Annotated in this window: 18 protein-coding genes; 7 read left to right on the plus strand and 11 right to left on the minus strand. The window is 67.1% G+C overall.

The annotated features are described in order from the left end of the window. Positions 1-18 precede the first annotated feature (18 nt). The 4 genes from narH to RS901_RS22795 form a co-directional block, all read right to left on the minus strand. Complete coding sequence (narH, locus tag RS901_RS22780; RefSeq protein WP_316156156.1) at positions 19-1569, minus strand: nitrate reductase subunit beta; 1551 nt, start codon at positions 1567-1569, stop codon at positions 19-21. Further along, entirely contained in the window at positions 1566-5303 is a 3738-nt protein-coding gene (locus RS901_RS22785; protein WP_316156157.1) for a nitrate reductase subunit alpha, read from the minus strand. Before RS901_RS22785 ends, narH begins: the two co-directional genes overlap by 4 nt. A 197-nt stretch (positions 5304-5500) precedes the next feature. Next, entirely contained in the window at positions 5501-6886 is a 1386-nt protein-coding gene (locus tag RS901_RS22790; RefSeq protein ID WP_316156159.1) for a NarK family nitrate/nitrite MFS transporter, read from the minus strand. 36 nt (positions 6887-6922) lie between these two features. Then, positions 6923-8203, minus strand: a complete 1281-nt coding sequence (locus RS901_RS22795; protein ID WP_316156161.1) for a nitrate/nitrite transporter — start codon at positions 8201-8203, stop codon at positions 6923-6925. A 259-nt stretch (positions 8204-8462) separates the two neighbouring features. On the opposite strand from RS901_RS22795, the gene RS901_RS22800 reads away from it, so the two are divergent. Continuing rightward, on the plus strand, positions 8463-9689 hold the full coding sequence (locus RS901_RS22800) for an NnrS family protein (protein ID WP_316156163.1): 1227 nt from the start codon (positions 8463-8465) through the stop codon (positions 9687-9689). 9 nt (positions 9690-9698) lie between these two features. Here RS901_RS22800 and RS901_RS22805 read toward each other — a convergent pair whose 3' ends face one another. Continuing rightward, positions 9699-10940: an MFS transporter gene (locus RS901_RS22805; protein ID WP_316156165.1), complete on the minus strand. Its 1242-nt coding sequence runs from the start codon at positions 10938-10940 to the stop codon at positions 9699-9701. Between the two features lie 109 nt (positions 10941-11049). On the opposite strand from RS901_RS22805, the gene RS901_RS22810 reads away from it, so the two are divergent. After that, positions 11050-11985 carry a LysR family transcriptional regulator gene (locus RS901_RS22810; protein WP_316156166.1) on the plus strand — a complete coding sequence of 312 codons (936 nt, stop codon included), beginning with the start codon at positions 11050-11052 and terminating at the stop codon, positions 11983-11985. On the opposite strand, the gene RS901_RS22815 is transcribed toward RS901_RS22810, so the two are convergent. After that, entirely contained in the window at positions 11982-13010 is a 1029-nt protein-coding gene (locus RS901_RS22815; protein ID WP_316156167.1) for an AraC family transcriptional regulator, read from the minus strand. The genes RS901_RS22810 and RS901_RS22815 overlap by 4 nt on opposite strands. A gap of 518 nt (positions 13011-13528) precedes the next feature. Here RS901_RS22815 and RS901_RS22820 point away from each other — a divergent pair. Continuing rightward, entirely contained in the window at positions 13529-14062 is a 534-nt protein-coding gene (locus RS901_RS22820) for a hypothetical protein (protein WP_410054231.1), read from the plus strand. A gap of 77 nt (positions 14063-14139) precedes the next feature. On the opposite strand, the gene RS901_RS22825 is transcribed toward RS901_RS22820, so the two are convergent. Both RS901_RS22825 and RS901_RS22830 read right to left on the minus strand, forming a co-directional pair. Next, complete coding sequence (locus tag RS901_RS22825; protein WP_010810880.1) at positions 14140-14448, minus strand: H-NS histone family protein; 309 nt, start codon at positions 14446-14448, stop codon at positions 14140-14142. A 390-nt stretch (positions 14449-14838) separates the two neighbouring features. Continuing rightward, positions 14839-16197 carry an IS1182 family transposase gene (locus tag RS901_RS22830; protein WP_316153348.1) on the minus strand — a complete coding sequence of 453 codons (1359 nt, stop codon included), beginning with the start codon at positions 16195-16197 and terminating at the stop codon, positions 14839-14841. Positions 16198-16333: 136 nt separating this feature from the next. Here RS901_RS22830 and RS901_RS22835 point away from each other — a divergent pair, with 136 nt between their 5' ends. After that, positions 16334-16744, plus strand: coding sequence for a VOC family protein (locus RS901_RS22835; protein ID WP_114134788.1), 411 nt, complete (start codon positions 16334-16336; stop codon positions 16742-16744). Between the two features lie 181 nt (positions 16745-16925). On the opposite strand, the gene RS901_RS22840 is transcribed toward RS901_RS22835, so the two are convergent. Continuing rightward, on the minus strand, positions 16926-18320 hold the full coding sequence (locus RS901_RS22840) for an NCS2 family permease (RefSeq protein WP_316156172.1): 1395 nt from the start codon (positions 18318-18320) through the stop codon (positions 16926-16928). A gap of 467 nt (positions 18321-18787) precedes the next feature. Between RS901_RS22840 and RS901_RS22845 the strand changes: the two genes are divergently transcribed. Then, positions 18788-18994 carry a hypothetical protein gene (locus RS901_RS22845; RefSeq protein WP_114134786.1) on the plus strand — a complete coding sequence of 69 codons (207 nt, stop codon included), beginning with the start codon at positions 18788-18790 and terminating at the stop codon, positions 18992-18994. 14 nt (positions 18995-19008) lie between these two features. Here RS901_RS22845 and RS901_RS22850 read toward each other — a convergent pair whose 3' ends face one another. Beyond that, entirely contained in the window at positions 19009-19632 is a 624-nt protein-coding gene (locus tag RS901_RS22850) for an N-acetyltransferase (RefSeq protein ID WP_316156175.1), read from the minus strand. 167 nt (positions 19633-19799) lie between these two features. Beyond that, positions 19800-19985: a glycosyl hydrolase gene (locus tag RS901_RS22855; RefSeq protein WP_316156177.1), complete on the minus strand. Its 186-nt coding sequence runs from the start codon at positions 19983-19985 to the stop codon at positions 19800-19802. Between the two features lie 221 nt (positions 19986-20206). Between RS901_RS22855 and RS901_RS22860 the strand changes: the two genes are divergently transcribed. Next, complete coding sequence (locus RS901_RS22860; protein ID WP_316156179.1) at positions 20207-21367, plus strand: glycosyl hydrolase; 1161 nt, start codon at positions 20207-20209, stop codon at positions 21365-21367. Positions 21368-21394: 27 nt separating this feature from the next. Continuing rightward, positions 21395-21655, plus strand: coding sequence for a MoaD/ThiS family protein (locus RS901_RS22865; RefSeq protein ID WP_316156181.1), 261 nt, complete (start codon positions 21395-21397; stop codon positions 21653-21655). The last annotated feature ends 6 nt before the right edge of the window (positions 21656-21661 follow it).

Here is a 21661-nt window from a genome sequence, read left to right on the forward strand (position 1 = left end):
TGCGGTTCGTGGAACGCATCAGCTCATCACGGCGTTCTTGCGCGACTTGGGCATGTCGACAAAGTGGACGCTGCCTTGCGGCTTCTTGCCGAACAGCGAGCCGTCCGAAGTACCGCCCGAGCAGCCGTTGCCAAAGGTGAAGCCGCAACTGGCCTTGTCGTTGAAGCTGTCCTCGACCATTTCCTTGTGCGAGGACGGGATCACGAAGCGGTCCTCGTAGTTGGCGATGGCCATGGTCTGGTACATGTCTTCCACCTGCGCGGGCGTCAGGCCCACCTGCTCCAGCACACCCAGGTCCTGCACGCCGTCCACCACCTGCGAGCGCTTGTAGGCGCGCATCGCCAGCATGCGGTCCAGCGCGGACAGCACCGGCATCACATCACCCGCGGTCAGCAGGTTGGCCAGGTACTTGACCGGGATGCGCAGGCTCTTTACGTCCGGGATCACGCCGTTCAGGCCCATGTGGCCGGCTTCGGCCGCCGACTGGATCGGCGACAGCGGCGGGATGTACCAGACCATCGGCAGGGTGCGGTACTCCGGGTGCAGCGAAAAGGCAACCTTCCACTCGCACGCCATCTTGTAGACCGGGGACTTGCGCGCGGCATCCAGCCAGCTTTGCGGAATGCCCTGGCGCAGCGCCTCGGCCTGCACCGCGGGATCGTGCGGATCGAGGAAGACGTCGAGCTGCGACTGGTACAGGTCGCGCTCATCGGCCACCGATGCCGCCTGTTCGATGCGGTCGGCGTCGTACAGCATCACGCCGAGGTAGCGGATGCGGCCGACGCAGGTCTCGGAGCAGACCGTGGGCTGACCGGCCTCGATGCGCGGATAGCAGAACAGGCATTTCTCGGCCTTGCCGCTCTGCCAGTTGAAGTAGATCTTCTTGTACGGGCAGCCCGAGATGCACATGCGCCAGCCGCGGCACTTGTCCTGGTCGACCAGCACGATGCCGTCGTCCTCGCGCTTGTAGATCGAGCCCGAGGGGCACGAGGCCACGCAGGCCGGGTTCAGGCAGTGCTCGCACAGGCGCGGCAGGTACATCATGAAGGTGTTCTCGAAGGTCGAGTACATCTCCTTCTGCACGTCGTCGAAGAGCTTGTCGCGCCCGCGCGAGCTGAATTCGCCGCCGAGGTCGTCTTCCCAGTTCGGGCCCCACTCGATCTTTTCCATCTTGCGGCCGGTCAGCACCGACACTGGGCGAGCGGTGGGCGGGGTCTGCACCAGCGGCGCCTTTTGCAGGTGCTCGTAGTCGTAGGTGAAGGGCTCGTAGTACTCGTCGATCTGCGGCAGGTTGGGGTTGGCGAACAGGTTCGCCAGGATCTTCAGCTTGCCGCCCTGGCGCGGCTCCAGCGTGCCGTCAGCGTTGCGCTTCCAGCCGCCCTGCCACTTGTCCTGGTTCTCCCATTCCTTGGGGTAGCCGATGCCGGGCTTGGTCTCGACGTTGTTGAACCAGGCGTACTCGACGCCGTCGCGGCTGGTCCAGACGTTCTTGCAGGTCACGGAGCAGGTATGGCAGCCGATGCACTTGTCGAGGTTCAGCACCATGGCCACCTGGGCACGGATCTTCATTGCGAGGCTCCTTCCTTGTTCGATTCCACGAGCGGCCCTTCCAGCCAGTCGACCTTCTTCATCTTGCGCAGGATCACGAACTCGTCGCGGTTGCTGCCCACGGTGCCGTAGTAATTGAAGCCGTAGGCCAGCTGCGCGTAGCCGCCGATCATGTGCGTGGGCTTGGTTACGGCGCGCGTGACCGAGTTATGGATGCCGCCGCGCATGCCGCTGGTCTCGGCGCCGGGCACGTTCACGATCTTTTCCTGGGCGTGGTACATCAGGCACATGCCCTTGGGCACGCGCTGCGACACCACCACGCGGGCGGTCAGCGTGCCGTTGACGTTGAAGACCTCGACCCAGTCGTTGTCGCGGATGCCGTTGGCCTTGGCCTCGGTTTCCGAGATCCACACGTGCGGGCCGCCGCGCGACAGCGTCAGCATGCGCAGGTTGTCCGAGTAGGTGGAGTGGATGCCCCACTTCTGGTGCGGCGTGATCCAGTTCAGCACCAGCTCCGGGTTGCCGTTGGGCTTCTTGCCCAGCATCGGCGCTACGGTCTTGGTGTCGATGGCCGGCTTGTACACGCACGCGCCTTCGCCGAAGTCCAGCATCCAGCGGTGGTCCTGCCAGAACTGCTGGCGGCCGGTCAGCGTGCGCCAAGGGATCAGCTCATGCACATTGGTGTAGCCGGCGTTGTAGCTGACCTCTTCCGATTCCAGTCCCGACCAGGTCGGCGCGGAGATGATCTTGCGCGGTTGCGCCTGCACGTCGCGGAAGCGGATCTTGTCGTGCTCGCGGCCTTCGGCCAGGTGGGCGTGGTCGCGGCCGGTGATCTTCGACAGTGCTTCCCAGGCCTTGACGGCGACGTGGCCGTTGGTCTCGGGCGCAAAGGTCAGGATCATCTCGGCGGCGTCGATCGCGCTCTCCAGCCGCGGGCGGCCCTGGCTGACGCCGGGTTCTTTCACGGTGTGGCTGAGCTGGCCGATTTCCTTCACTTCATGCTGGGTGTTCCAGTTGATGCCCTTGCCGCCGTTGCCGAGCTTGTCCAGCAGCGGCCCGATCGAGGTGAACTTCTTGTAGATGTCCGCATAGTTGCGCTCCACCACGGTCATCGACGGCGCGGTCTTGCCGGGGATCAGGTCGCACTCGCCGGCCTTCCAGTCCTTCGGCTCGAACGGCTGGCCGAGTTCGCCCGGGGTGTCGTGCAGCAGCGGCGTGCACACCAGGTCCTTGCGCGTGCCAAGATAGGGTCCGGCGATTTCGCTGAACTTCTTTGCGATGGCCTTGTAGATCTCCCAGTCGGTCTTGCTTTCCCACAGCGGCTGCACGGCTTCGGACAGCGGGTGGATGAACGGATGCATGTCGGACGTGTTGAGGTCGTCCTTCTCGTACCAGGTCGCCGTGGGCAGCACGATGTCGCCGTACAGGCAGGTGGTGCTCATGCGGAAGTCCAGCACGGTCAGCAGGTCCAGCTTGCCTTCGGCGGCCGGGCGCACGTTGACCTCGCTCGGCGTGATCGCATCGTTCTCGTCGCCGAATACGGCGTTCTGCGTGCCCAGCAGGTATTTCAGGAAGTACTCATGGCCCTTGCCAGAGCTGCCCAGGATATTGGAGCGCCACACGAACATATTGCGCGGGAAGTTGGCCGGGTTGTCGGGATCGTCGCAGGCGAACTGCAGCTCGCCGGACTTCAGCTGTTCGACGGTGTAGGCCACCGCGTCCTTGCCGGCGCGCTCGGCTGCATCGACCACGTCGAGCGGATTGGTGCCGAGCTGCGGTGCCGACGGCAGCCAGCCCATGCGTTCGGAGCGCGCGTTCAGGTCCAGCAGCGAGAGGCCGTCATAGCGCTTGCGGTCGGCGGTGGGCGAGAGGATCTCGTCGACGCCAAGCTTCTCGTGGCGCCACTGGCTGGTGTGGTTGTAGAAGAACGAGGTGCCGTTCATCTGGCGCGGCGGGCGCGACCAGTCCAGGCCAAAGGCGAGCGGGGCCCAGCCGAACTGCGGGCGCAGCTTTTCCTGGCCGACATAGTGGGCCCAGCCGCCGCCGCTCTTGCCGATGCAGCCGCACATCATCAGCAGGTTGATGATGCCGCGGTAGATCATGTCGTTGTGGTACCAGTGGTTCAGCGCGGCACCGACGATCACCATGCTCTTGCCCTGCGTGCGGTCGGCGTTGTCGGCGAACTCGCGCGCCACCTGGGTCACCAGGCGCGCGGGCACGGAGGTGTGCTTTTCCTGCCAGGCGGGGGTGTAGGGCACATCGTCCTCATACGACGCGGCCACGTTCGGGCCGCCCAGGCCCTGGTCGACACCGTAGTTGGCCATCTGCAGGTCATACACGGTGGCCACCAGTGCGGTGCTGCCGTCGGCCAGCGTCAGCCGGCGTGCCGGCACGTGGCGGCGCAGCAGTTCGTCGTGTTCGCCGCCGAAGTAGGGGAAGCCGACTTCCACCACTTCGTCATGCTGGCTGACCAGCGACAGGCGCGGATCGATGGTGCGGCCGCTGCCGCCGTCCTTCATTTCCAGGTTCCAGCGGCCCACCTTTTTGCCGCCGTTGTGCGCGGCTTCGCCCCAGCGGAAGCCGATCGAGCCGTTGGGCGCGACGATCTCGCCGGTGGCGTCGTCAATCTGCAGGGTCTTCCACTCGGGATGGTTGGCTTCGCCGAGGTTATCGGCCAGGTGCGAGGCGCGCAGGAAGTGATCCGGCACCAGCGTGCCCTGGTTCTCACGCAGCAGCACCAGCATCGGCATGTCGGTGTACTGCTTCACGTAGTCGCGGAAGTAGGCGGACTTGCCGCTGGCGTGGAATTCCTTCAGCACCACGTGGCCCATGGCCATCGCCAGCGCGGCGTCGGTGCCTTGCTTCGGCGCCAGCCAGATGTCGCCGAACTTGACCATCTCGCCGAAGTCGGATGACACGGCCACGGTCTTGGTGCCCTTGTAGCGGACTTCGGTGTAGAAGTGTGCGTCCGGGGTGCGCGTCTGCGGCACGTTCGAGCCCCACACCATCAGGTAGGTGGAGTTGTACCAGTCGGCAGATTCCGGCACGTCGGTCTGTTCACCCCAGACCTGGGGGCTGGCCGGTGGCAGGTCGCAGTACCAGTCATAGAACGACAGGCAGGCGCCGCCCAGCAGGCTCAGGTAGCGTGCACCGGCGGCATAGGACACCATCGACATGGCCGGGATCGGCGAGAAGCCGATCACGCGGTCCGGGCCGAATTTCTTCACGGTGAAGGCATTGGCCGCCGCGATCATCTCGGTGGCCGTGTTCCAGTCCGCACGCACGAAGCCGCCCAGCCCGCGCACGCTCTTGTAGCGCGCGGCCTTGACCGGGTCCTGGCTGATCGATTCCCACGCGGCGACGGGGTCCATCGTCTTGCGGGCCTCGCGCCACATTTCCATCAGGCGGCCGCGGATCATCGGGTACTTGACGCGCTGCGCTGAGTAGACGTACCAGCTGTACGAGGCGCCGCGCGGGCAGCCGCGCGGCTCATGGTTGGGCAGGTCCGGGCGCGTGCGCGGATAGTCGGTCTGCTGGGTCTCCCACGTGATCAGGCCGTTCTTCACGTAGACCTTCCACGAGCAGGAGCCGGTGCAGTTCACGCCGTGGGTCGAGCGCACGATCTTGTCGTGCTGCCAGCGGCTGCGGTAGCCGTCTTCCCACTTGCGGTCTTCGTTCACCACTGCGCCGTGGCCGTCCGCATAGGTGGACTTGACGCGCGACATGAACTTCAGTCGATCCAGGAAATGACTCATTGCTTTGTTCTCCGCGGGTGCTTTGCTGCGGGCGCTCCGGTGGTTTCGGGAGCTTTGCAGGGACACCCTCAGCTTATGGGGGAGGCGGGCGGCAGCCAATTCGCTGGTGGAACAGCCGCCGCATGGCGATCGGGCTAGGCGGCGGGCACGGGACTAGTTCGGAAGAACTAGCCCGGCCGGCGGCACTGGTGACAGGGTCAGCAGGGCATGGGGGCGTTGCGGCGCGCGTAGTACCACCACGTCACCAGCACGCAGCTGAGGTAGAAGGCGATAAAGCAATACAGCGCGGCGTCGGCGGCGCCGGTCAGCTCCAGCGAGGTGCCGAAGCTCTTGGGGATAAAGAAGCCGCCGTACGCGCCGATCGCGCCGGAGAAGCCCAGCACGGCGGCGGATTCCTTGCCGGCTTCCTGCAATGCCTGCTTCTGTGCGACATCGCCCTTGCCCGCGGCGGCGCGCTGGCGCTCTGTCAGGAAGATCACGGGGATCATGCGGAAGGTCGAGCCATTGCCGATGCCGGTCAGCGCGAACAACGCGATGAAGGCGGCCAGGAAGAAGGTGAAGTTGCCGCCGGCGCCGTCATGCGGCAGCGTCGCCAGTACCGCGAACACTGCCGCGATCATGCCGACGAAGGTCCACAGCGTGACGCGCGCACCGCCAAGCTTGTCGGAGATCCAGCCGCCCACGGGCCGCGTCAGCGCGCCCACCAGCGGCCCCAGGAAGGCATAGGCGGTCGGGTTCACGCCGGGGAACTGCGACTTGGTCAGCAGCGCCAGCCCCGCCGAGAAGCCGATGAACGAGCCGAAGGTGCCCACGTACAGCCAGCACATCAGCCAGTTGTGCTTGCGCTTGAAGATCACTGCCTGCTCGGCAAACGAGGCCTTGGCGTCCGCGATGTCATGCATGCCGAACCAGGCCGCCAGCGCCGACACGATGATGAACGGCACCCAGATGAAGCCGGCGTTCTGCAGCCACAGGTCGTGCGTGACGCCATTGGCCTGGTACTGCTGCGGCTCGCCGCCGAGCGCGCCGAACACGGCCACCGACACGACCAGCGGCGTGACGAACTGCACCACCGACACCCCCAGGTTGCCGATGCCGGCATTCAGCCCGGTGGCCAGCCCCTTCTTCGCCTTGGGGAAGAAGAAGCTGATATTGGCCATCGACGAGCTGAAGTTGGCCCCGCCCAGCCCGCACAGCAGCGCCAGCACCAGCAGCGTCGGGTAGCCGGTGGACGGGTCGCGCAGCGCGAAGCCCATGCCCAGTGCCGGGATCAGCAGCAGCGCGGTGGAGATTGCGGTGAAGCGGCGCCCGCCGAACACCGGCACCAGGAAGGAGTAGAAGATGCGCAGCGTGGCGCCGGACAGCGCCGGCAGCGCGGTCAGCCAGAACAGCTGGTTCTTGGTGAACTGGAAGCCGGCGCGATCGAGGTTGACCGCGACCACGCTCCACAGCATCCAGACCACGAAGGCCAGCATCAGCGCCGGGATCGAGATCCACAGGTTGCGGTAGGCGATGCGTTCGCCCTGGGTTTGCCAGAAAGCCTTGTTCTCTGGCTCCCAGCGGGTGAGTACGGAAGATGACATGACAGTGTGCCTTGGTTGTTTGCGTGACAGGGGCCGTCAGGCGGCCTGGGTGAGGCCGACGGCCTGTTCTTTGCGCCGGCGCTCGCCGCGCTGGCTGTAGTGCATCCACACCAGGCTCACGCACACGGTCCCGTACATCAGCATGAAGCAGCTGCTGCGCACGCCGGTCAGGTCGGCCAGCACGCCGAACAGAATCGGCAGCACGAAGCCGCCCAGCCCGCCGGCCAGGCCCACCACGCCCGAGACCGCGCCGATGTTGTGCGTGAAGTCGTTGGAGATGAACTTGAACACCGAGGCCTTGCCGATGGCAAAGGCGATGCCCACCACGAACAGCAGGAAGGTGAAGACCGTCGGCGTTAGCGCAATGCGGAAGCCTTGCGGGCCGCTGGTGGTCTGGATGATGAAGTCCGTCTGCGGATAGCTCAGCAGGAAGAAGCCGACCCAGCTCACCCACATCACCCACCAGGTGGTGCGGTGCGCGCCGTAGCGGTCGGAGATCCAGCCGCCGATGGCGCGCAGCACGCCCCCGGGCAGCGAGAAGCAGGCGGCCAGGAAGGCGGCGGTCTTGATGTCGAAGCCGTATTCGCCGATGTAGTACTTGGTCATCCACAGCGACAGGCCGACATAGCCGCCGAACACCACCGAGTAATACTGCGAGTAGCGCCACACGCGCGGGTCGCGCATCACGGCGAGCTGCTCGCGCCAGCCGACGCTGGACTTGACGAGATGCGCCGGGTTGCTGCGCGAGAACACCCAGAACAGCAGCGCGGTGACCAGCATCGCCACCGAATACACGCGCGGCACCACGGTCCAGGTGCCGGCGGCCAGGATCATCGCCGGCGCGACGAACTTGGTCAGCGCCGCGCCCGAGTTGCCGGCGCCGAAGATGCCCATCGCCAGCCCCTGGCGCGAGCGCGGGAACCAGCGTGCCACATACGGCGTGCCGACTGAGAACGAGCCGCCGGCCAGGCCGACGAACAGGCCCAGCACCAGCAGCTGCCACAGCGTGTGCGCGTACGAGATCAGCCAGATCGGGATCACGGTGGCCAGCATCAGCACGAAGAAGACGATGCGGCCGCCGTAGCGGTCGGTCCAGATGCCAAGCGGCACGCGGATCAGCGAGCCGCTCAGCACGGGGGTTGCCGCCAGCAGCCCGAATTCGGTGTCGTTGAGGCCGAGCTCCTGCTTGAGCGGAATGCCGAGGACGGCGAACAGCATCCAGACGGCAAAGCAGATGGTGAAGGCGAAAGTGCTCGACGCCAGCGTGATTGCGGCACCGGGCGGTACGGGCTCCGGCGCGCGTGGTTGGGTGGCCATGGCCATGCTCCTGTGTCAACTTTGGCGGGGGTGATGCCAGAGTAGGGGCGGCCACTGGTGCTGCCTATTCGCCGGCCGCACAGCGCACGCGGGTGCGCAGCCTGCCTTTGGAGGTAGTTCTACCGGCGGAGGTCGCCGGCGCGACGGCGGTGCTATCGTGCAGTCAGCGTGAATGGCATCCGTTTGCGCACCCGCGGCAAACCGTGCGCCGGATCAAGAAGCCGGCGCGCGCCGCATCACCTGATTCCCGTTGCCAGCCATGGACACCATCCCCATCCTCCCCGCGCGGCGCTCGCCGCCCCCTGGCAAGGCGCCCGCCGGGCCGCCGCCGCGCGGCTTTGCGTTGTTTGCGCTGGGGTTCCGGCCGTTCTACCTGGGCGGGGCGGTGTTCGCCGCGCTGGCCATCGCGGCGTGGTCGGCGATGCTGGCGGGCGTCGCCGCAGCCGGCCCGGCGCCGGTGATGCCGGCGATGTTCTGGCATGCGCACGAGATGGTGTTCGGCTTTGCCGCGGCCATCGTGGTGGGCTTCCTGTTCACCGCCGGGCGGGCCTGGACCGGCCAGCCGACTCCCACCGGCGCCGCGCTGGCCGCGCTCTTCCTGCTGTGGCTGGCCGGGCGCGTGGGCATGTGGGTGGCGCCGGGCACGGCGGCCTTCGTGATCGAAGCCGCGTTCCTGCCGCTGGCCGCGCTGGCCTTCACGCGCACGCTGGCCCGCGCCGGCAACCGCCGCAACTATCCGCTGGCCCTGGCGCTGTGGCTGCTGGCCGCGGCCGATATCGCCAGCCTGTGGCTGCAGGCGCGCGGCCATGACGCCGGTGCGATGCTGGCCTGCCGCGCCGGCGTGGCGCTGGTCACGCTGTTCGTGGTGGTGATCGGCGGGCGCGTGATCCCGATGTTCACGACCAACGCGATCCCGGGGTTCCGCCTGCGGCAATACCGTCAGGTGGACCGCTTGGTGGTGCCGGCCGCAGTGCTGGGACTGGCCGCGGGGCTGCTGCCCTTGCCTGTTTGGCTGGCGGCGACACTGTCATCGCTGGCCGCGGCGGTGCTGGCCGTGCGCGTGGCTGGCTGGCGCAGCCATGCCGTAGGCAACCGGCCGATCCTGTGGGTGCTGCACCTGGCCTATGCGTGGCTGCCGGTGGCGCTGCTGCTCCAGGCGCTGGGTGCGCTGGGGCTGGTGATGGCGGGGCTGGCGACGCACGCGTTCACGGTAGGTGTGCTCGGCGTGGCGATCATCGCCATGATCACGCGCACCGCGCTGGGTCACACCGGCCGCATGCTGGTGGCCGGCCACGCGGAAACCGCGGCGTACTGGCTGGTGGCTGCCGCCGCGGTGCTGCGGGTGTTCGGGCCAATGCTATGGCCGGCCGGGTATTTGCATTGGATCTGGGGGGCGGGCGCGTGCTGGGTGGCGGGGTTTGCTCTCTACGCGCTGACCTATGCACCGCGGCTTGCGCGCCCGCGGGTGGACGGCAAGCCGGGCTGAAGCGCGGGATTAGGGACAAGCTTGTGCCATGGACACAGCGGTGGGGCTGCCGTTTTCCAACTTCACGCTGAGCCATGCCACCGCAAGCGCAGCCAGTGGCGCCAGCGCCGCAACCCACGGCAATGCCGTCAGCCCCGGACCATGATCGACAATCACGCCGCCCAGCCACGCGCCGACGCCGTTGCCAAGGTTGAAGGCGGCGATGTTGAAACTCGACGCCAGGTTCTCGCCAGCGCCCCGGGCGTGGCGCAGCACGCGCAGCTGCAGCGGCGAGACCGTGGCAAAGGCCGCGACGCCCAGGATGCCGACGAAGGCCACCACCAGCACCTGGCTGTGGATGGCCAGCGTCATCGCCGCCAGCACCAGCGTCAGCGTGGTCAGCGTGGCCAGCACCGCGCGCGTCGGGGTGCGGTCGGCAAAGCGGCCGCCGAGCACGTTGCCAAGGATCATGCCGGCGCCGAACAGCAGCAGGATCGGTGACACCGCTGCTTCGCCAAAGCCGGACACGCGCGTCAGCAGCGGCTGCACGTAGGTGATCACGGCAAAGATGCCCATCGACTGCAGCACCGTCATCAACAGGCCCAGCAGCACCTGCGGGCGGCCGATGGTGGCCAGTTCGTCGCGCAGCGCCACCGGGGCGCCGTGGTCCTGGCTCTTCTGCACCAGCAGGGCGATCACCGCCAGCGACAGCAGCCCGATCAGCGTCATCGCCCAGAAGGTGGCGCGCCAGCCCAGGTGCAGGCCCAGCCAGGCGCCGGCGGGCATGCCCAGCAGCGTGGCCAGCGTCAGGCCGGAGAACATCACCGAGATCGCCGAGGCGCGGCGGTCTTCCTGCACCAGCCCGGTCGCCACCACGGCGCCCACGCCGAAGAAGGTGCCGTGCGTGAGCGAGGTCAGCACGCGCGCGATCATCAGCGTGGTGTAGTCGGGCGCCAGCGCGCAGGCAGCGTTGCCGATGGTGTAGATCACCATCAGCGCCAGCAGCACGGCCTTGCGCGGCATGCGCCGCGTCAGTAGGGTCAGCACCGGCGCCCCGGCGAACACGCCCAGCGCGTAGCCGGACACCAGCATGCCGGCGGCGGCGATGGTCACCTGCAGGTCGGCGGCAACCTGCAGCAGCAGGCCCATGATCACGAATTCGGCGCAGCCGATGCCGAAGGAGCCGGCAGTGAGCGCGTAGAGCGCAACGGGCAGCCGGCCGCGGGCGGATGCAGCGGCGGGCGCGGCGGTGGTGGAGACTGGGGAGGCCATGTTCGGAAGGAGGCGTCGGCAAAGGGAAGGAAGCCCGCAGTCTGTGCCTTTCCGTCTTCAGCAAAAACCGGCATGATCCATAATCAGTTTCAATGGAATCTTGATAATCATGGACCGGATCGGCGATATCGGCCTGTTCCTGCGCGTGCTCGACCTGGGCTCGATCAGTGCCGCGGCACGCAGCCTGGACCTGTCGGTAGCGGTGGCCAGCCAGCGGCTGCAGCGGCTGGAGCGTGAGCTGGGCGTGCGCCTGCTGCATCGCACCACGCGGCGGCTGCATGCCACCCCGGAAGGGGCCGTGCTGGCCGAGCAGGGGCGCGCGCTGGTGGACGACCTGGAAGCGCTGGGCACCTCGCTGCGGCAGGCCGGCACCGGGGTGTCGGGGACGCTGCGGGTGACCACCTCGTCCTCGTTCGGGCGGCTCTATATCTCGCCGCTGTTGCCGGAATTCCTGGCGCAGCATCCCGGGCTGACGCTGAGCGTCAACCTGACCGACAACGTGCTGGACCTGGTCAGCGCGGGTTTCGACCTGGCCATCCGCATCGGTGCGCTGGACGATTCGACGCTGGTCGCGCGGCGGCTGGCCAATAACCGGCGCTTGCTGTGTGCCTCGCCTGACTACCTGCGCCGGCGCGGCACGCCGCGCACCCCGCAGGAGCTGGCGCGGCACGATTGCCTGGTGCTGGTGGGCAGCCAGGGCCGGCAGGATCTCTGGCGTCTGGGCGATGGCGCCGGCGGGGAGATAGCCGTGCGCGTGCGTGGCCGGATCGAGGCCAATACCGGCGAGCTGTTGTCCGATGCGGCGCTGGCGGGCTTCGGTATCGCCCTGCATTCCACCTGGCATGTCAGCGCCGACCTGCACGCCGGGCGGCTGGTGCAGGTGCTGCCCGATTACCCGCTCGCCGACACCGGCATCTACGCCGTGATGCCGCAGCGGCGGCTGGCGCCGCCGCGCGTGCGCGCCTTTGTCGATTTCCTGGCCGGGCGCTTCGGCGACAACCCGCCGTGGGAGCAACCCGACGGCGGGCTAGCCGGCCAGCCCTAGGCGGGCGGATGCGCCGCCGCGCGCCGGTAGTCGCCCGGGGTCATGCCGGTCCAGCGGCGGAAGGCGCGGAAGAACGAGTTTGCATCGTCAAAGCCGAGCCGGAACGCGATTTCTCCCAGCGACATCGCGCCCCCGGCCAGGTAACCGCCAGCCAGGTCGCGGCGCGCCTCCTCGCATAGCGTGCGAAAACTCGTGCCCGCCGCCATCAGCCGGCGCTGCAGCGTGCGCTCGCTGATGTCCAGGTGGCGTGCCACCGCGGCCAGGCTGAGGGCGCGCTCGCCGGCCAGCGCCTGCAGGGCCGCGCGCACATCGTCCAGCGAAGCGGACGCCGGCCGCGCTTCGCGTGTGGCATGGCCCGCGCCCGGGCCGGCCGGTCCGCCGCGCACGCGAGCAGCCAGGCGCAAGGCCAGGTCGCGGCGGCCGAATACGATGGCGTCTTCCGGCTCGCCAAAGCGCACCGGGCAGTCGAATGCCTCGGTATAGCGCAGGTGCCAGTCCGGCTGGCCGATGCGCAGCGACACCCGCAGCGGATGCAGCGGCTTGCGCGTGAACTGGCGCCCGAAGGCCAGCAGCGAGCACAGCTCCATGTCGATGCGCGGGCGGGTGTCGGGCGCCTCGGGGTCGCTCGGGCGGATGCAGACCCAGGCTTCGTCGCCCTGGCGGCGCAGTTCGATGCGGTCGCCTGCGAGCAGCTTCTGGTAGCGCGCGATGCGCCGCAGCGCGGTGCCCAGCGACGGCCCGGCCATGGCCGGCAGGCCCGCCAGCCCGAGCAGGTCGGTCTGCATCCGGCTGCCCAGCCACAGGCCGATGGTTGGATCGCCGGTGGCGCGGTAGACCGCGCAGAGCACGTGGCAGGCCTGTTGCGGGCCGGCCGCGGGCACGGTGGGCGTGAGGTCGCTGGGGTCGGAGTCGGTGTCGGATTCCGGGGCAGGCGCGAGTCCCGATACGTCGTAGCCGCCGTCACGCAGTGCGTGCAGCAGGTCACGAGGCAACGGCCCGGCCTGGATAGGCTCTTGTTGTGTCATTGTCATTATCTGGCTGGCAAGTTGGCGCAAGTGCGCCAGTGCAGCCCCCGGTAACAACGAGATTACGCGGTGCCGGCGCCCCCTTCAAGGGCATGCGGGGGGACGAAGTGTGGCCTGGGCAGCGCAACGGCGTGGTGGCGGCGGACGGTGCCGTACCGTTGCCGGGTTCCGGGGTGCCTGCAAGCCGTTGCCTAAAATTTGGGCGCTCCGGTGGGTTCCCGCACAGACCGGGGCTTTCGGGGAGGGCAGGGGCAGGATATCCACAGATTCTGTGGATATCACATGGAGGTTTTCAACATGGGTTTGTGCGGCTGCCGAAAGGCACCGGATGCGGGTATGCTGGTTGGTTTGAGGGCGCGGCGTCTGGCCTGGCCGCGCCGTCATCGTGTGGCATCCCTGCCGGATTTGCCGCCATCGTGCCGCCAACGCCCGCTGTTGGCCAATTGCGACTCTACCTGCCCGCCGCCATGCGCCATGACCGGTCGTCCGCAGTCCTGCCTCGCCTTGCCTTGTTGCCGATGCTTGCCGCCGCGCTGGCGCTGTCCGGCTGCGTCGCGCAATACCGGGTGCCCGCCGGCGCCCCGGCCGCCAGCGTGCGGCTGCTGACCAGCACCGACGACAACACTTCGTTCACTGTGGTTGATCCTGCCAAATGCCCGGTGCCCGCGCGGCCGCTGGTGCTGGCGGGAACCGGCAGGCAGTTGTCTGCGATGGGACGGGACCGGAGTCTGGACATGGCCGGGCGCTCGCCCGAGCCGCCGGCGCGCACGCGCGAGCGGCTGGTGGAGGCGGGCCGGCGCATCTACGTGGCGGTGACATCGGCCGCGGCACCGCCGCTGCCTGAGCTGCGTTGCGCGGCCGGCGTGTCATTCGTGCCGGCTGCCGGCGGCCAGTATGAGATCCGATACCAGCGGGACGAGACCGCGAGCCAGTGCTCGGCGCAGGTATTGCGCATGCAGCCGCTGGCCGACGGCGGCGCGCGCCTGACGGCGGAGCCGACCCAGCAGGGCTTCAGGGCGCTGCGCAAGGACTATGTCTGCCAGGCGCAGTAACACGCGCCCGGCAGACCGATGGCACCATCGATTGAAGCGGGCGTTTGAGGCAGGCGCCCGCTGGCCGCGCAGGCGGCTTACTGCTCGATCAGGAAACGCTCAGGGCGCTTGCCCAGCCATGCCGGCGCGCGGCCGCGGCCCGACCAGGTCTTGCCAGTCTTGGGGTCCATGTACTTGGGCGGCAAGGCGGATGCAGGCTTCTTGGCGCTCGAACCAGCCGGGCGGCCACGCTTGCGGCGGGGCAGGATGTCTTCGGCGGTCAGGCCGTATTCAGTCATCAGATCCCGGATTTTATCGATCACGCCGGCGACTTCCGTCGCACGCACTTCATTCAGCTTGGCTTCCAGCGCTTCCTTCTCAGCCAGGAGTTGCTTGTATGTCGCCATTTATATCCCCTTTCTGCAAATAGGCCGCTGCATGGTACTAGAAGTTGTGGTGTCGGTTCACCTAAAAAATTTTACAAAAAATAACGGAGAATGCACGGACTGATTGTTTGCCGGCTGAATTGACGGTTGCGCAGCCCACGATGCAGCCGGCATTGGGCGGTTCATTGCCCGTTTTGCCTGCATTTAAGGACAATGAAAATACGCACGACCGGGGGCTTTAGCACCTAGGAGTCCGTCGGACTTGAGCCCGGGCGAATCCGAATGATCGGTGCGACGAGATTTTTGGACGGCAATCGCGCTGATCGAACGCTCTTGATGGTTGACGAGGCACTGTGATGGCACATTGGAGCGCCTTAGGGGCTCGGCTTTGGGTAGTCGAGGCGCACTTTGCTATCCAACCGCTCGCAGAACGTGCATGCGCTTGATGTTCCAGGCCATGGTCACAAGACTCCATTCGCCTTGCGCCTTGTCCAGCCCGCGCATGCTCATCTGGCGCCAACCCATTACCCGTTTGATGATGCCGAACACCGGCTCCACCGTCTGCTTGCGCAAGCTGTAGAGGGCGCGCCCGGCTTGTGTGCCCAGTCGGTGCGCCATCTGCACAACCGGGTCCGTGGTCTGGGGCTGCGGCACATCGGGGGCAAAGCGCTCCAGCACAGGGGCATGATGCGGCTCCCGCCTTAGCGCCAGCAGCGGCTCGATCCCTGCATCGTGGCACGCGATCACGTTGGCCTGACTGAAGAAGCCGTTGTCCGTGATCAGCGTGCGCACCTCGCCCAGCACCGCAGGCAACGCCGCGATCTGCTCCAGCGTGGGCACGACTTCGCGCTTGTCGTTGCACGCCTGGCTCACGTGCTGGGTGACCACCATCATCGTCTCTGTGTCTACCCCGGCTTGCGCGTTGTAGCTTTGTTCGAAGCCACCCCCCGAGACGGGCATGATGCGTGACTCTTCATCCGTGAGGTTCACCTGATCGCCATCCTTGGGCCCCGCCTCTGGTGGCTCGGGATCCTTGCCGCGCGGCTTCTTGCCAGCGTCCCGCTGAGACTTGCGCTTAGCCGTCTTGGCCTCGTACTCCTGCTGTTCGAGTTGATGACGCTCGGCGGCGCGCTGCTCGATCTTTGCCTTGGCCAGCGCCATCGCGCTCAAGCGGTCTTCGCGTCGAGCGATCTCCGCCGGCACGTCCATGCCATCCGGGATGGCTGCGCGGTCGCTGTTCTCGGCCAGCGCAAGCAGGGCCTGCACTTCCTGTCGTAACTGCGCCTCGATCTTTTGGGCATGACCCCACGACAGGGCGCGGTGCTTGCTCGCGTTCGCGTCGATCTTGGTGCCGTCCAGCGCAATGTGCCCGAGCTTGAGCAGTTTCATCTCGCGCGCCAGCACCAGCACCTGCACAAACAGCGCCTCCACCTCCTTCAGGAATCGACGCCGGAACGTCGCCAGCGTGTCGTGATCCGGGTGGGTGTTGGCTGCCACATAGCGGAAGGCCACCGAGTCGTAGGTCGCGCGTTCGAGCTTGCGGCTCGAGTGCACGCCATTGGCATAGCCGTAGATCAGCAAGCCCAGCAACACGGCGGGATGGTGCGCCGCCGAACCCCGGCCCGCGTATTGGCGTGTCAGTTCGCTCAGATCGAGCTGCTCGATGACTTCGACTACGAAGCGCGCCAAGTGATCATCGGGCAGCCATTCGTCCACTGAGGGCGGCAACAGGTACGCGGTATCTCGGTCTACGGGAACGAAGCGGCTCATCGGGTAGGTCTTTGGTTGTGCGCCAGCGATTATCTCGGACAACGTCATCTTGCGGAAGACTGCAAAGCCCGACAAACTCCTAGACTGCTTGTCTGCGCCCGGCGCAGCCCCCCTGACACGACTACCGGAGCCCCTGATGAGCCAGCAGATCTTTGTCAATTTGCCCGTCCGCGACCTGCAAAAGTCGATTGCCTTCTTTACGCAGTTGGGTTTTTCCTTCAATCCGCAATTTACCGACGACACTGCCACCTGCATGATCGTCGGCGACAACATTTTCGTGATGCTGCTGACGGAAGCCAAGTTCCGCAGCTTCTCGCCCAATGAAATCTGCGATGCACGGAAAGCGACGGAGGTGCTGGTTTGCCTGTCGATGGAAACCCGTGCCCGCGTGGATGAAATGGTCAATGCCGCGGTCGCGGCAGGTGGCAATACTTACAAGCCGCCGATGGATTTGGGATTCATGTACGGGCATGGATTCCAGGATCCGGATGGCCATGTCTGGGAACTGGTGTACATGGATATGGCCGCAATGCAGGCCGGGCAATGAAGGCGATTTAGCGAAACCCCATTCACCATCCACGGAAGTCTTCAAGCAGGCCACCAAAAAAAACAGCCCGGGAAAGCAGGAAGCCCGGGCTTGAAATCCACCTGGATCACGGTGGAGGAGACATCTGGTTGTCAGCGTCCCGGGCGTGGCGCCCGGGACGCGGCAGTTGGCTTCGGCAGGATCAGATGGCCCAGCCCCCGGCATAGAACGCAGCCAGCACGACCGCGATGGCCACTGTGCCGACATTGAGCTTGCGCCATTCGCCAGCCACCACGCGGCCCACCACCAGGGTGCAGAAGCCCAGCATGATGCCGGTCACGATATTGCAGGTCAGCACGATGAACACGGCGCAGACCAGGCCAGCCATCGCGTCGACCATGTCGTCCATGTGCAGGCGGCTCACGCTCGACAGCATCAGCAGGCCCACGTACATCAGCGCCGGCGCGGTGGCGTACGACGGCACCAGCCCGGCCAGCGGCGAGAAGAACATCACCGCCACGAACAGCAGCCCCACCACCACCGCGGTCAGGCCGGTCTTGGCGCCGGCGGCCACGCCGACGGTCGACTCGATATAGGCCGCGGCCGGAGCGCCGCCGAACATCGCCGAGAAGATCGAGCTGACCGAATCCGCGGTCAGCGCGCGCCCGCCGTTGTGGATATGGCCGGCGGCGTTGAGCTGGCCGGCTTGTCCGGCGACTGCGCGGATCGTGCCGGTGGCATCGAACACCGCGGTCATCACCAGCGCCAGCACGCTCGGCAGCACCGCGGCCGTCAGCGCGCCGCGCACATCCATGGCGCCGATCAGCGATTCATGGCCGGGCGCGCTCAGCGACGGCAGCGCGAACACGCCGGTGAACTTCACCGCCGGGTCGAAGGCCAGGCCCAGCGCGGAGATCGCGATGATCACCAGCAGGATGCCGCCCGGCACCTTGCGGCGCTCCAGGCCGAAGATCGCGGCCAGGCCCAGCACCGACATCACCACCGGGAACGAGGTGATCTTGCCCAGCGACACCGGCAGGCCGGGGTGGGCGTTCTTGACCACCAGGCCGACTTCATTCGAGGCGATCAGCAGCAGGAACAGGCCGATGCCGATGCCGGTGCCGTGCGCCACGCCGGCGGGCAGGTTGCGCAGGATCCAGGAGCGCACGCCGGTGACGGAGATCGCGGTGAAGATCACGCCCATCAGGAACACGGCGCCGAGCGCGACCGCCGGCGACAGGCCCTGCCCCAGCACCAGCCCGAAGGCCATGAATGCGGTCAGCGAGATGGCGCAGCCGATGGCGATCGGCAGCTTGGCCCACAAGCCCATCAGCAGGGAGCCGAAGGCGGTGGTCAGGCACACCGCGACGAAGACCGCGCTGGTGTCGAAGCCGGCTTTGCCCAGCATGCCGGGCACAACAAAGACGGCATAGACCATCGCCATGAAGGTGGTCACCCCGGCGACCACTTCCTTGCGCTGGGTGCTGCCGCGTGCCGTGATCTCGAAGAACGCGTCGAGCCGGCTCCGGACTTCGGGGGTTTGGGGGCGTGCAGCATCGGCTTCCGTCGCGGGCGACGGATAGGGCTGTTCGATCATGATGTGCTGTCTCCTTGCGGGCGCTGCAACGTCCGTCGTACGGACTGTCGTCAGGCGTGTCTCACGTGGTTCTGGTCTGGGCTGGAGGCGCAAACCTGGCCAACCCGCTGTTATCGGTGTGCCGCTTGTCGGTGCCTCTGTGGGCGCGATCCGGGCAAGGCTGAAGGCTAGGTGACCACACGCCATGCATCATCACCGGCAGACAATGCGCGGCATGCGCATCGAGGAATATCGAATATGACGATTGAGCTACTTTGAGTGGCGGATTGGCATCAGGTGGCGCTTCCGGCAGGCGGCCATTATCACGCGCCCCGTATACGGCCTATAGGTACAGACCCGGATGATTCAGGCGCAACTTCTCTATACTAGGGATAACCCTGAACTGCCTCCCGATCCGGGCCGAACCACGGCTGGATGTGCTTCGTGAGGCGTACCAGCTCCATCCCATCCGGAAAGGATAATTCGCCATGCAAGTACTCGCCGACACCCTCTATCGCCAGCCCGCCCAAGCCAAGGCATCGAAGCCCGCCGCCCAGCCGGCACGCGATGTTGCCTACTACGCCCGCGTGGGCGGTGGCCAATCGCTGGCCGCGCGGGTGCGCGCTTACTTTGCCCAGGGCTGGACCCTGTACGCAGCCAACGCCCGCGAAGCCGCGCCGATCCGCTGGCTGTAAGCGGGCGCGCTGCCTCAGTACATGCCGGTGCGGGCCATGAACGCGTCCAGCGTCCAGCCGCGCCCGAGCAGCAGCATGCGCGTATGCAGGCCCTCACGCACGGGCGCATCGACGGCATGGCCCAGCCAGGTCAGCGTCTTGTGGCGCAAGTCCACATAGCCCGTCGGGTGATCGGCGGCCAGCGCCTGCCATAGGGCGTTGGCGCCGGCCGACTGGCGGGCCCCGCTCAGCAGGCACAGCCCGCCGTCCAACGCCCAGCGGTACAGCGCCCTGGCCAGGCCGCGGCGCTGGTAAGCGGGCGCGAACTTCGTGTGCGGTGCCCGTACCCACGGGTCGGCCCGGCGGCCGACCTCGATCAGCCGGTTGAAGACCGTATAACCGGCCAGCCGGCGCTGCATCACATCTTCCACATACACGTAGTACTCGCCGTCGGCCTCTCGGTAGCGCAGGCGCAGGCCTGGCGCGCCCGCGGGCAGCGCCGGCATCGCATGCAGGCGGTCGCCGGGTTGGCCGATGCGGTCGTGCAGGGCACCCAGCTCGCGTTCGATGTCGCCCGGCGCCAGCTCAACGTCGATGCGCAGTTCGAGCGCGCGCGGCAGGACCGGCGCCGGCAGGCGCAGGGCGTGGAAATTCACCATGGCAAGACTCCACCGGGGCTCAGGGATTGAGGATCAGGTAGAGGGCGGCAAGCGCCACCATGGCGCAGAAGGTATGGCGGTAGAGCGGGGACATGTCTGGCTTTCTCCTGGCTGCATGATCAAGCGGGTGCCGGATGGCATCCGCGACATGGGCCGTGCGGGAAAGCTCAGGACTGGAGGTTGGCGCCCCGAGCTGCCCGCACGGCCAGGAAAAGCACGGCGCGGCGGACCTGGGCGTACGCGTGGAAGCGGTCGGCCAGGTCGATGGCGATGCCCGGGCGCTGCGCCGCGCGCACGCCTGCCGCCGGCAGGGCCGGGCGGTTCAGGGTGGCGAAGCGGACAGTGCGAAGCATGGGTGTCGGGGCGCGAAGCATCGGGGGAACATTGCTTATGCCACACTTCGCGCGTAATGTCCAGGCAAATTGCTGGCTTCCGCTTTTAACTCCGTTCTACCTCGTAGTCTTTGTGGCGGTCGCCGACCTGCCGCCGACAGCTTTGGTCATCCTTCAATTGTGAACACTGTCTACATGCACTAGACTCGGAAGCATCGTTCGCCGGCCTTCTTGCAGGAGCCATGATGACGACTTCCCCCATTCCCGAAACCGATACCGGCCCCGTCAGGCTGCTGGTGGCCACCACCAAGGGCGCCTGGTTCCTGACCAGCGACGCCGCGCGCCGCGGCTGGCAGATCGAGGGCCCGACGTTTCTCGGCCATACCATCCACCATATCGTGCAGGACCCGCGCGACCCGTCGCGCATGCTGATGGCGGCGCGCACCGGCCACCTGGGCCCGACCGTGTTCCGCTCCACCGACGGCGGCCGCAACTGGACCGAAGCGGCGCGCCCGCCCGCCTTCGACAAGGCGCCGGAGGGCGAGGCCGGCCGCGTCGTAGACCACGTGTTCTGGCTCACGCCAGCCCATGCCAGCGAGCCCGGCACCTGGTACGCCGGCACCTCGCCGCAGGGGCTGTTCCGCAGCGCCGACCATGGCGCGACCTGGGAGCCGGTGTCCGGCTTCAACGACCACCCGAACTGGCGCACCTGGACCGGCGGCGAGCAGGACGGCACGCCCGACGGCCCCAAGATGCATTCCGTGCTGGTCGATCCGCGCGACGCGCGCCACTTGTATATCGGCATGTCCAGCGGCGGCGTGTTCGAGAGCACCGACGGCGGCGCGGACTGGAAGCCGCTGAACCGCGGCAGCCTTGCCACCTTCCTGCCCGATCCCAACCCCGAATACGGCCAGGACCCGCACTGCATGCTGCAGCATCCCGCCGACCCGGACATCCTGTACCAGCAGAACCACTGCGGCATCTATCGCATGGACCGCCGCGAAGGCGTGTGGAAACGTATCGGCGAAGCCATGCCGGCGGAGGTGGGCGATATAGGTTTCCCGATCGTCGCCCACCGCCGTGATCCGCGCACGGTGTGGGTATTTCCGATGGATGGCAGCGACGTCTGGCCGCGCGTCAGCCCGGGCGGCCACCCCGCGGCCTATGTCACCCGCGATGCTGGCGAGACCTGGCAGCGCCAGGACCGCGGCCTGCCCGCCGAACAAGGCTGGTTCACCGTCAAGCGCCAGGCCATGGCCACCGACGGCCACGCGCCGGTGGGCGTGTACTTCGGCACCACCGGTGGCGAGATCTGGGCCAGTGCCGATGAGGGCGAGGGCTGGCAATGCATCGCCCGCAACCTGCCGCAGGTCTACGCGGTCACCGTGGCGCGCCCTGCCTGAATGCCATCAGCCGACCGGAGAACTTCCATGCAGGTCCATATCGCGACGCCGCTCTTCTCCTATACCGGACAGCGCGAATACGTCGAAGCCCGTGGCGCCAGCATTGCTGAACTGCTCGACGACCTCGACCGCCAGTTCCCCGGCATGCGCTTTCGCATCGTCGATGAGCAGGGCAAGCTGCGGCCGTATATCCGCGTCTTCGTCAATCGCACGCAGCTGATGCGGCTGGATGCGGCGTTGAAGGAAAGCGACGAGGTGCATATCCTGCAGGCGCTGGCGGGCGGGTAAGCGCCC

This window comes from Cupriavidus sp. BIC8F, assembly GCF_032465815.1.
GTDB classification, from domain to species: Bacteria; Pseudomonadota; Gammaproteobacteria; order Burkholderiales; family Burkholderiaceae; genus Cupriavidus; species Cupriavidus necator.

Bases quoted from the DNA above. Each gene is read 5' to 3' on its own strand.
- narH (WP_316156156.1), bottom strand. From the start codon at position 1,569: ATGAAGATCCGTGCCCAGGTGGCCATGGTGCTGAACCTCGACAAGTGC.
- RS901_RS22785 (WP_316156157.1), bottom strand. From the start codon at position 5,303: ATGAGTCATTTCCTGGATCGACTGAAGTTCATGTCGCGCGTCAAGTCC.
- RS901_RS22790 (WP_316156159.1), bottom strand. From the start codon at position 6,886: ATGTCATCTTCCGTACTCACCCGCTGGGAGCCAGAGAACAAGGCTTTC.
- RS901_RS22795 (WP_316156161.1), bottom strand. From the start codon at position 8,203: ATGGCCACCCAACCACGCGCGCCGGAGCCCGTACCGCCCGGTGCCGCA.
- RS901_RS22800 (WP_316156163.1), top strand. From the start codon at position 8,463: ATGGACACCATCCCCATCCTCCCCGCGCGGCGCTCGCCGCCCCCTGGC.
- RS901_RS22805 (WP_316156165.1), bottom strand. From the start codon at position 10,940: ATGGCCTCCCCAGTCTCCACCACCGCCGCGCCCGCCGCTGCATCCGCC.
- RS901_RS22810 (WP_316156166.1), top strand. From the start codon at position 11,050: ATGGACCGGATCGGCGATATCGGCCTGTTCCTGCGCGTGCTCGACCTG.
- RS901_RS22815 (WP_316156167.1), bottom strand. From the start codon at position 13,010: ATGACACAACAAGAGCCTATCCAGGCCGGGCCGTTGCCTCGTGACCTG.
- RS901_RS22820 (WP_410054231.1), top strand. From the start codon at position 13,529: ATGCTTGCCGCCGCGCTGGCGCTGTCCGGCTGCGTCGCGCAATACCGG.
- RS901_RS22825 (WP_010810880.1), bottom strand. From the start codon at position 14,448: ATGGCGACATACAAGCAACTCCTGGCTGAGAAGGAAGCGCTGGAAGCC.
- RS901_RS22830 (WP_316153348.1), bottom strand. From the start codon at position 16,197: ATGAGCCGCTTCGTTCCCGTAGACCGAGATACCGCGTACCTGTTGCCG.
- RS901_RS22835 (WP_114134788.1), top strand. From the start codon at position 16,334: ATGAGCCAGCAGATCTTTGTCAATTTGCCCGTCCGCGACCTGCAAAAG.
- RS901_RS22840 (WP_316156172.1), bottom strand. From the start codon at position 18,320: ATGATCGAACAGCCCTATCCGTCGCCCGCGACGGAAGCCGATGCTGCA.
- RS901_RS22845 (WP_114134786.1), top strand. From the start codon at position 18,788: ATGCAAGTACTCGCCGACACCCTCTATCGCCAGCCCGCCCAAGCCAAG.
- RS901_RS22850 (WP_316156175.1), bottom strand. From the start codon at position 19,632: ATGGTGAATTTCCACGCCCTGCGCCTGCCGGCGCCGGTCCTGCCGCGC.
- RS901_RS22855 (WP_316156177.1), bottom strand. From the start codon at position 19,985: ATGCTTCGCACTGTCCGCTTCGCCACCCTGAACCGCCCGGCCCTGCCG.
- RS901_RS22860 (WP_316156179.1), top strand. From the start codon at position 20,207: ATGATGACGACTTCCCCCATTCCCGAAACCGATACCGGCCCCGTCAGG.
- RS901_RS22865 (WP_316156181.1), top strand. From the start codon at position 21,395: ATGCAGGTCCATATCGCGACGCCGCTCTTCTCCTATACCGGACAGCGC.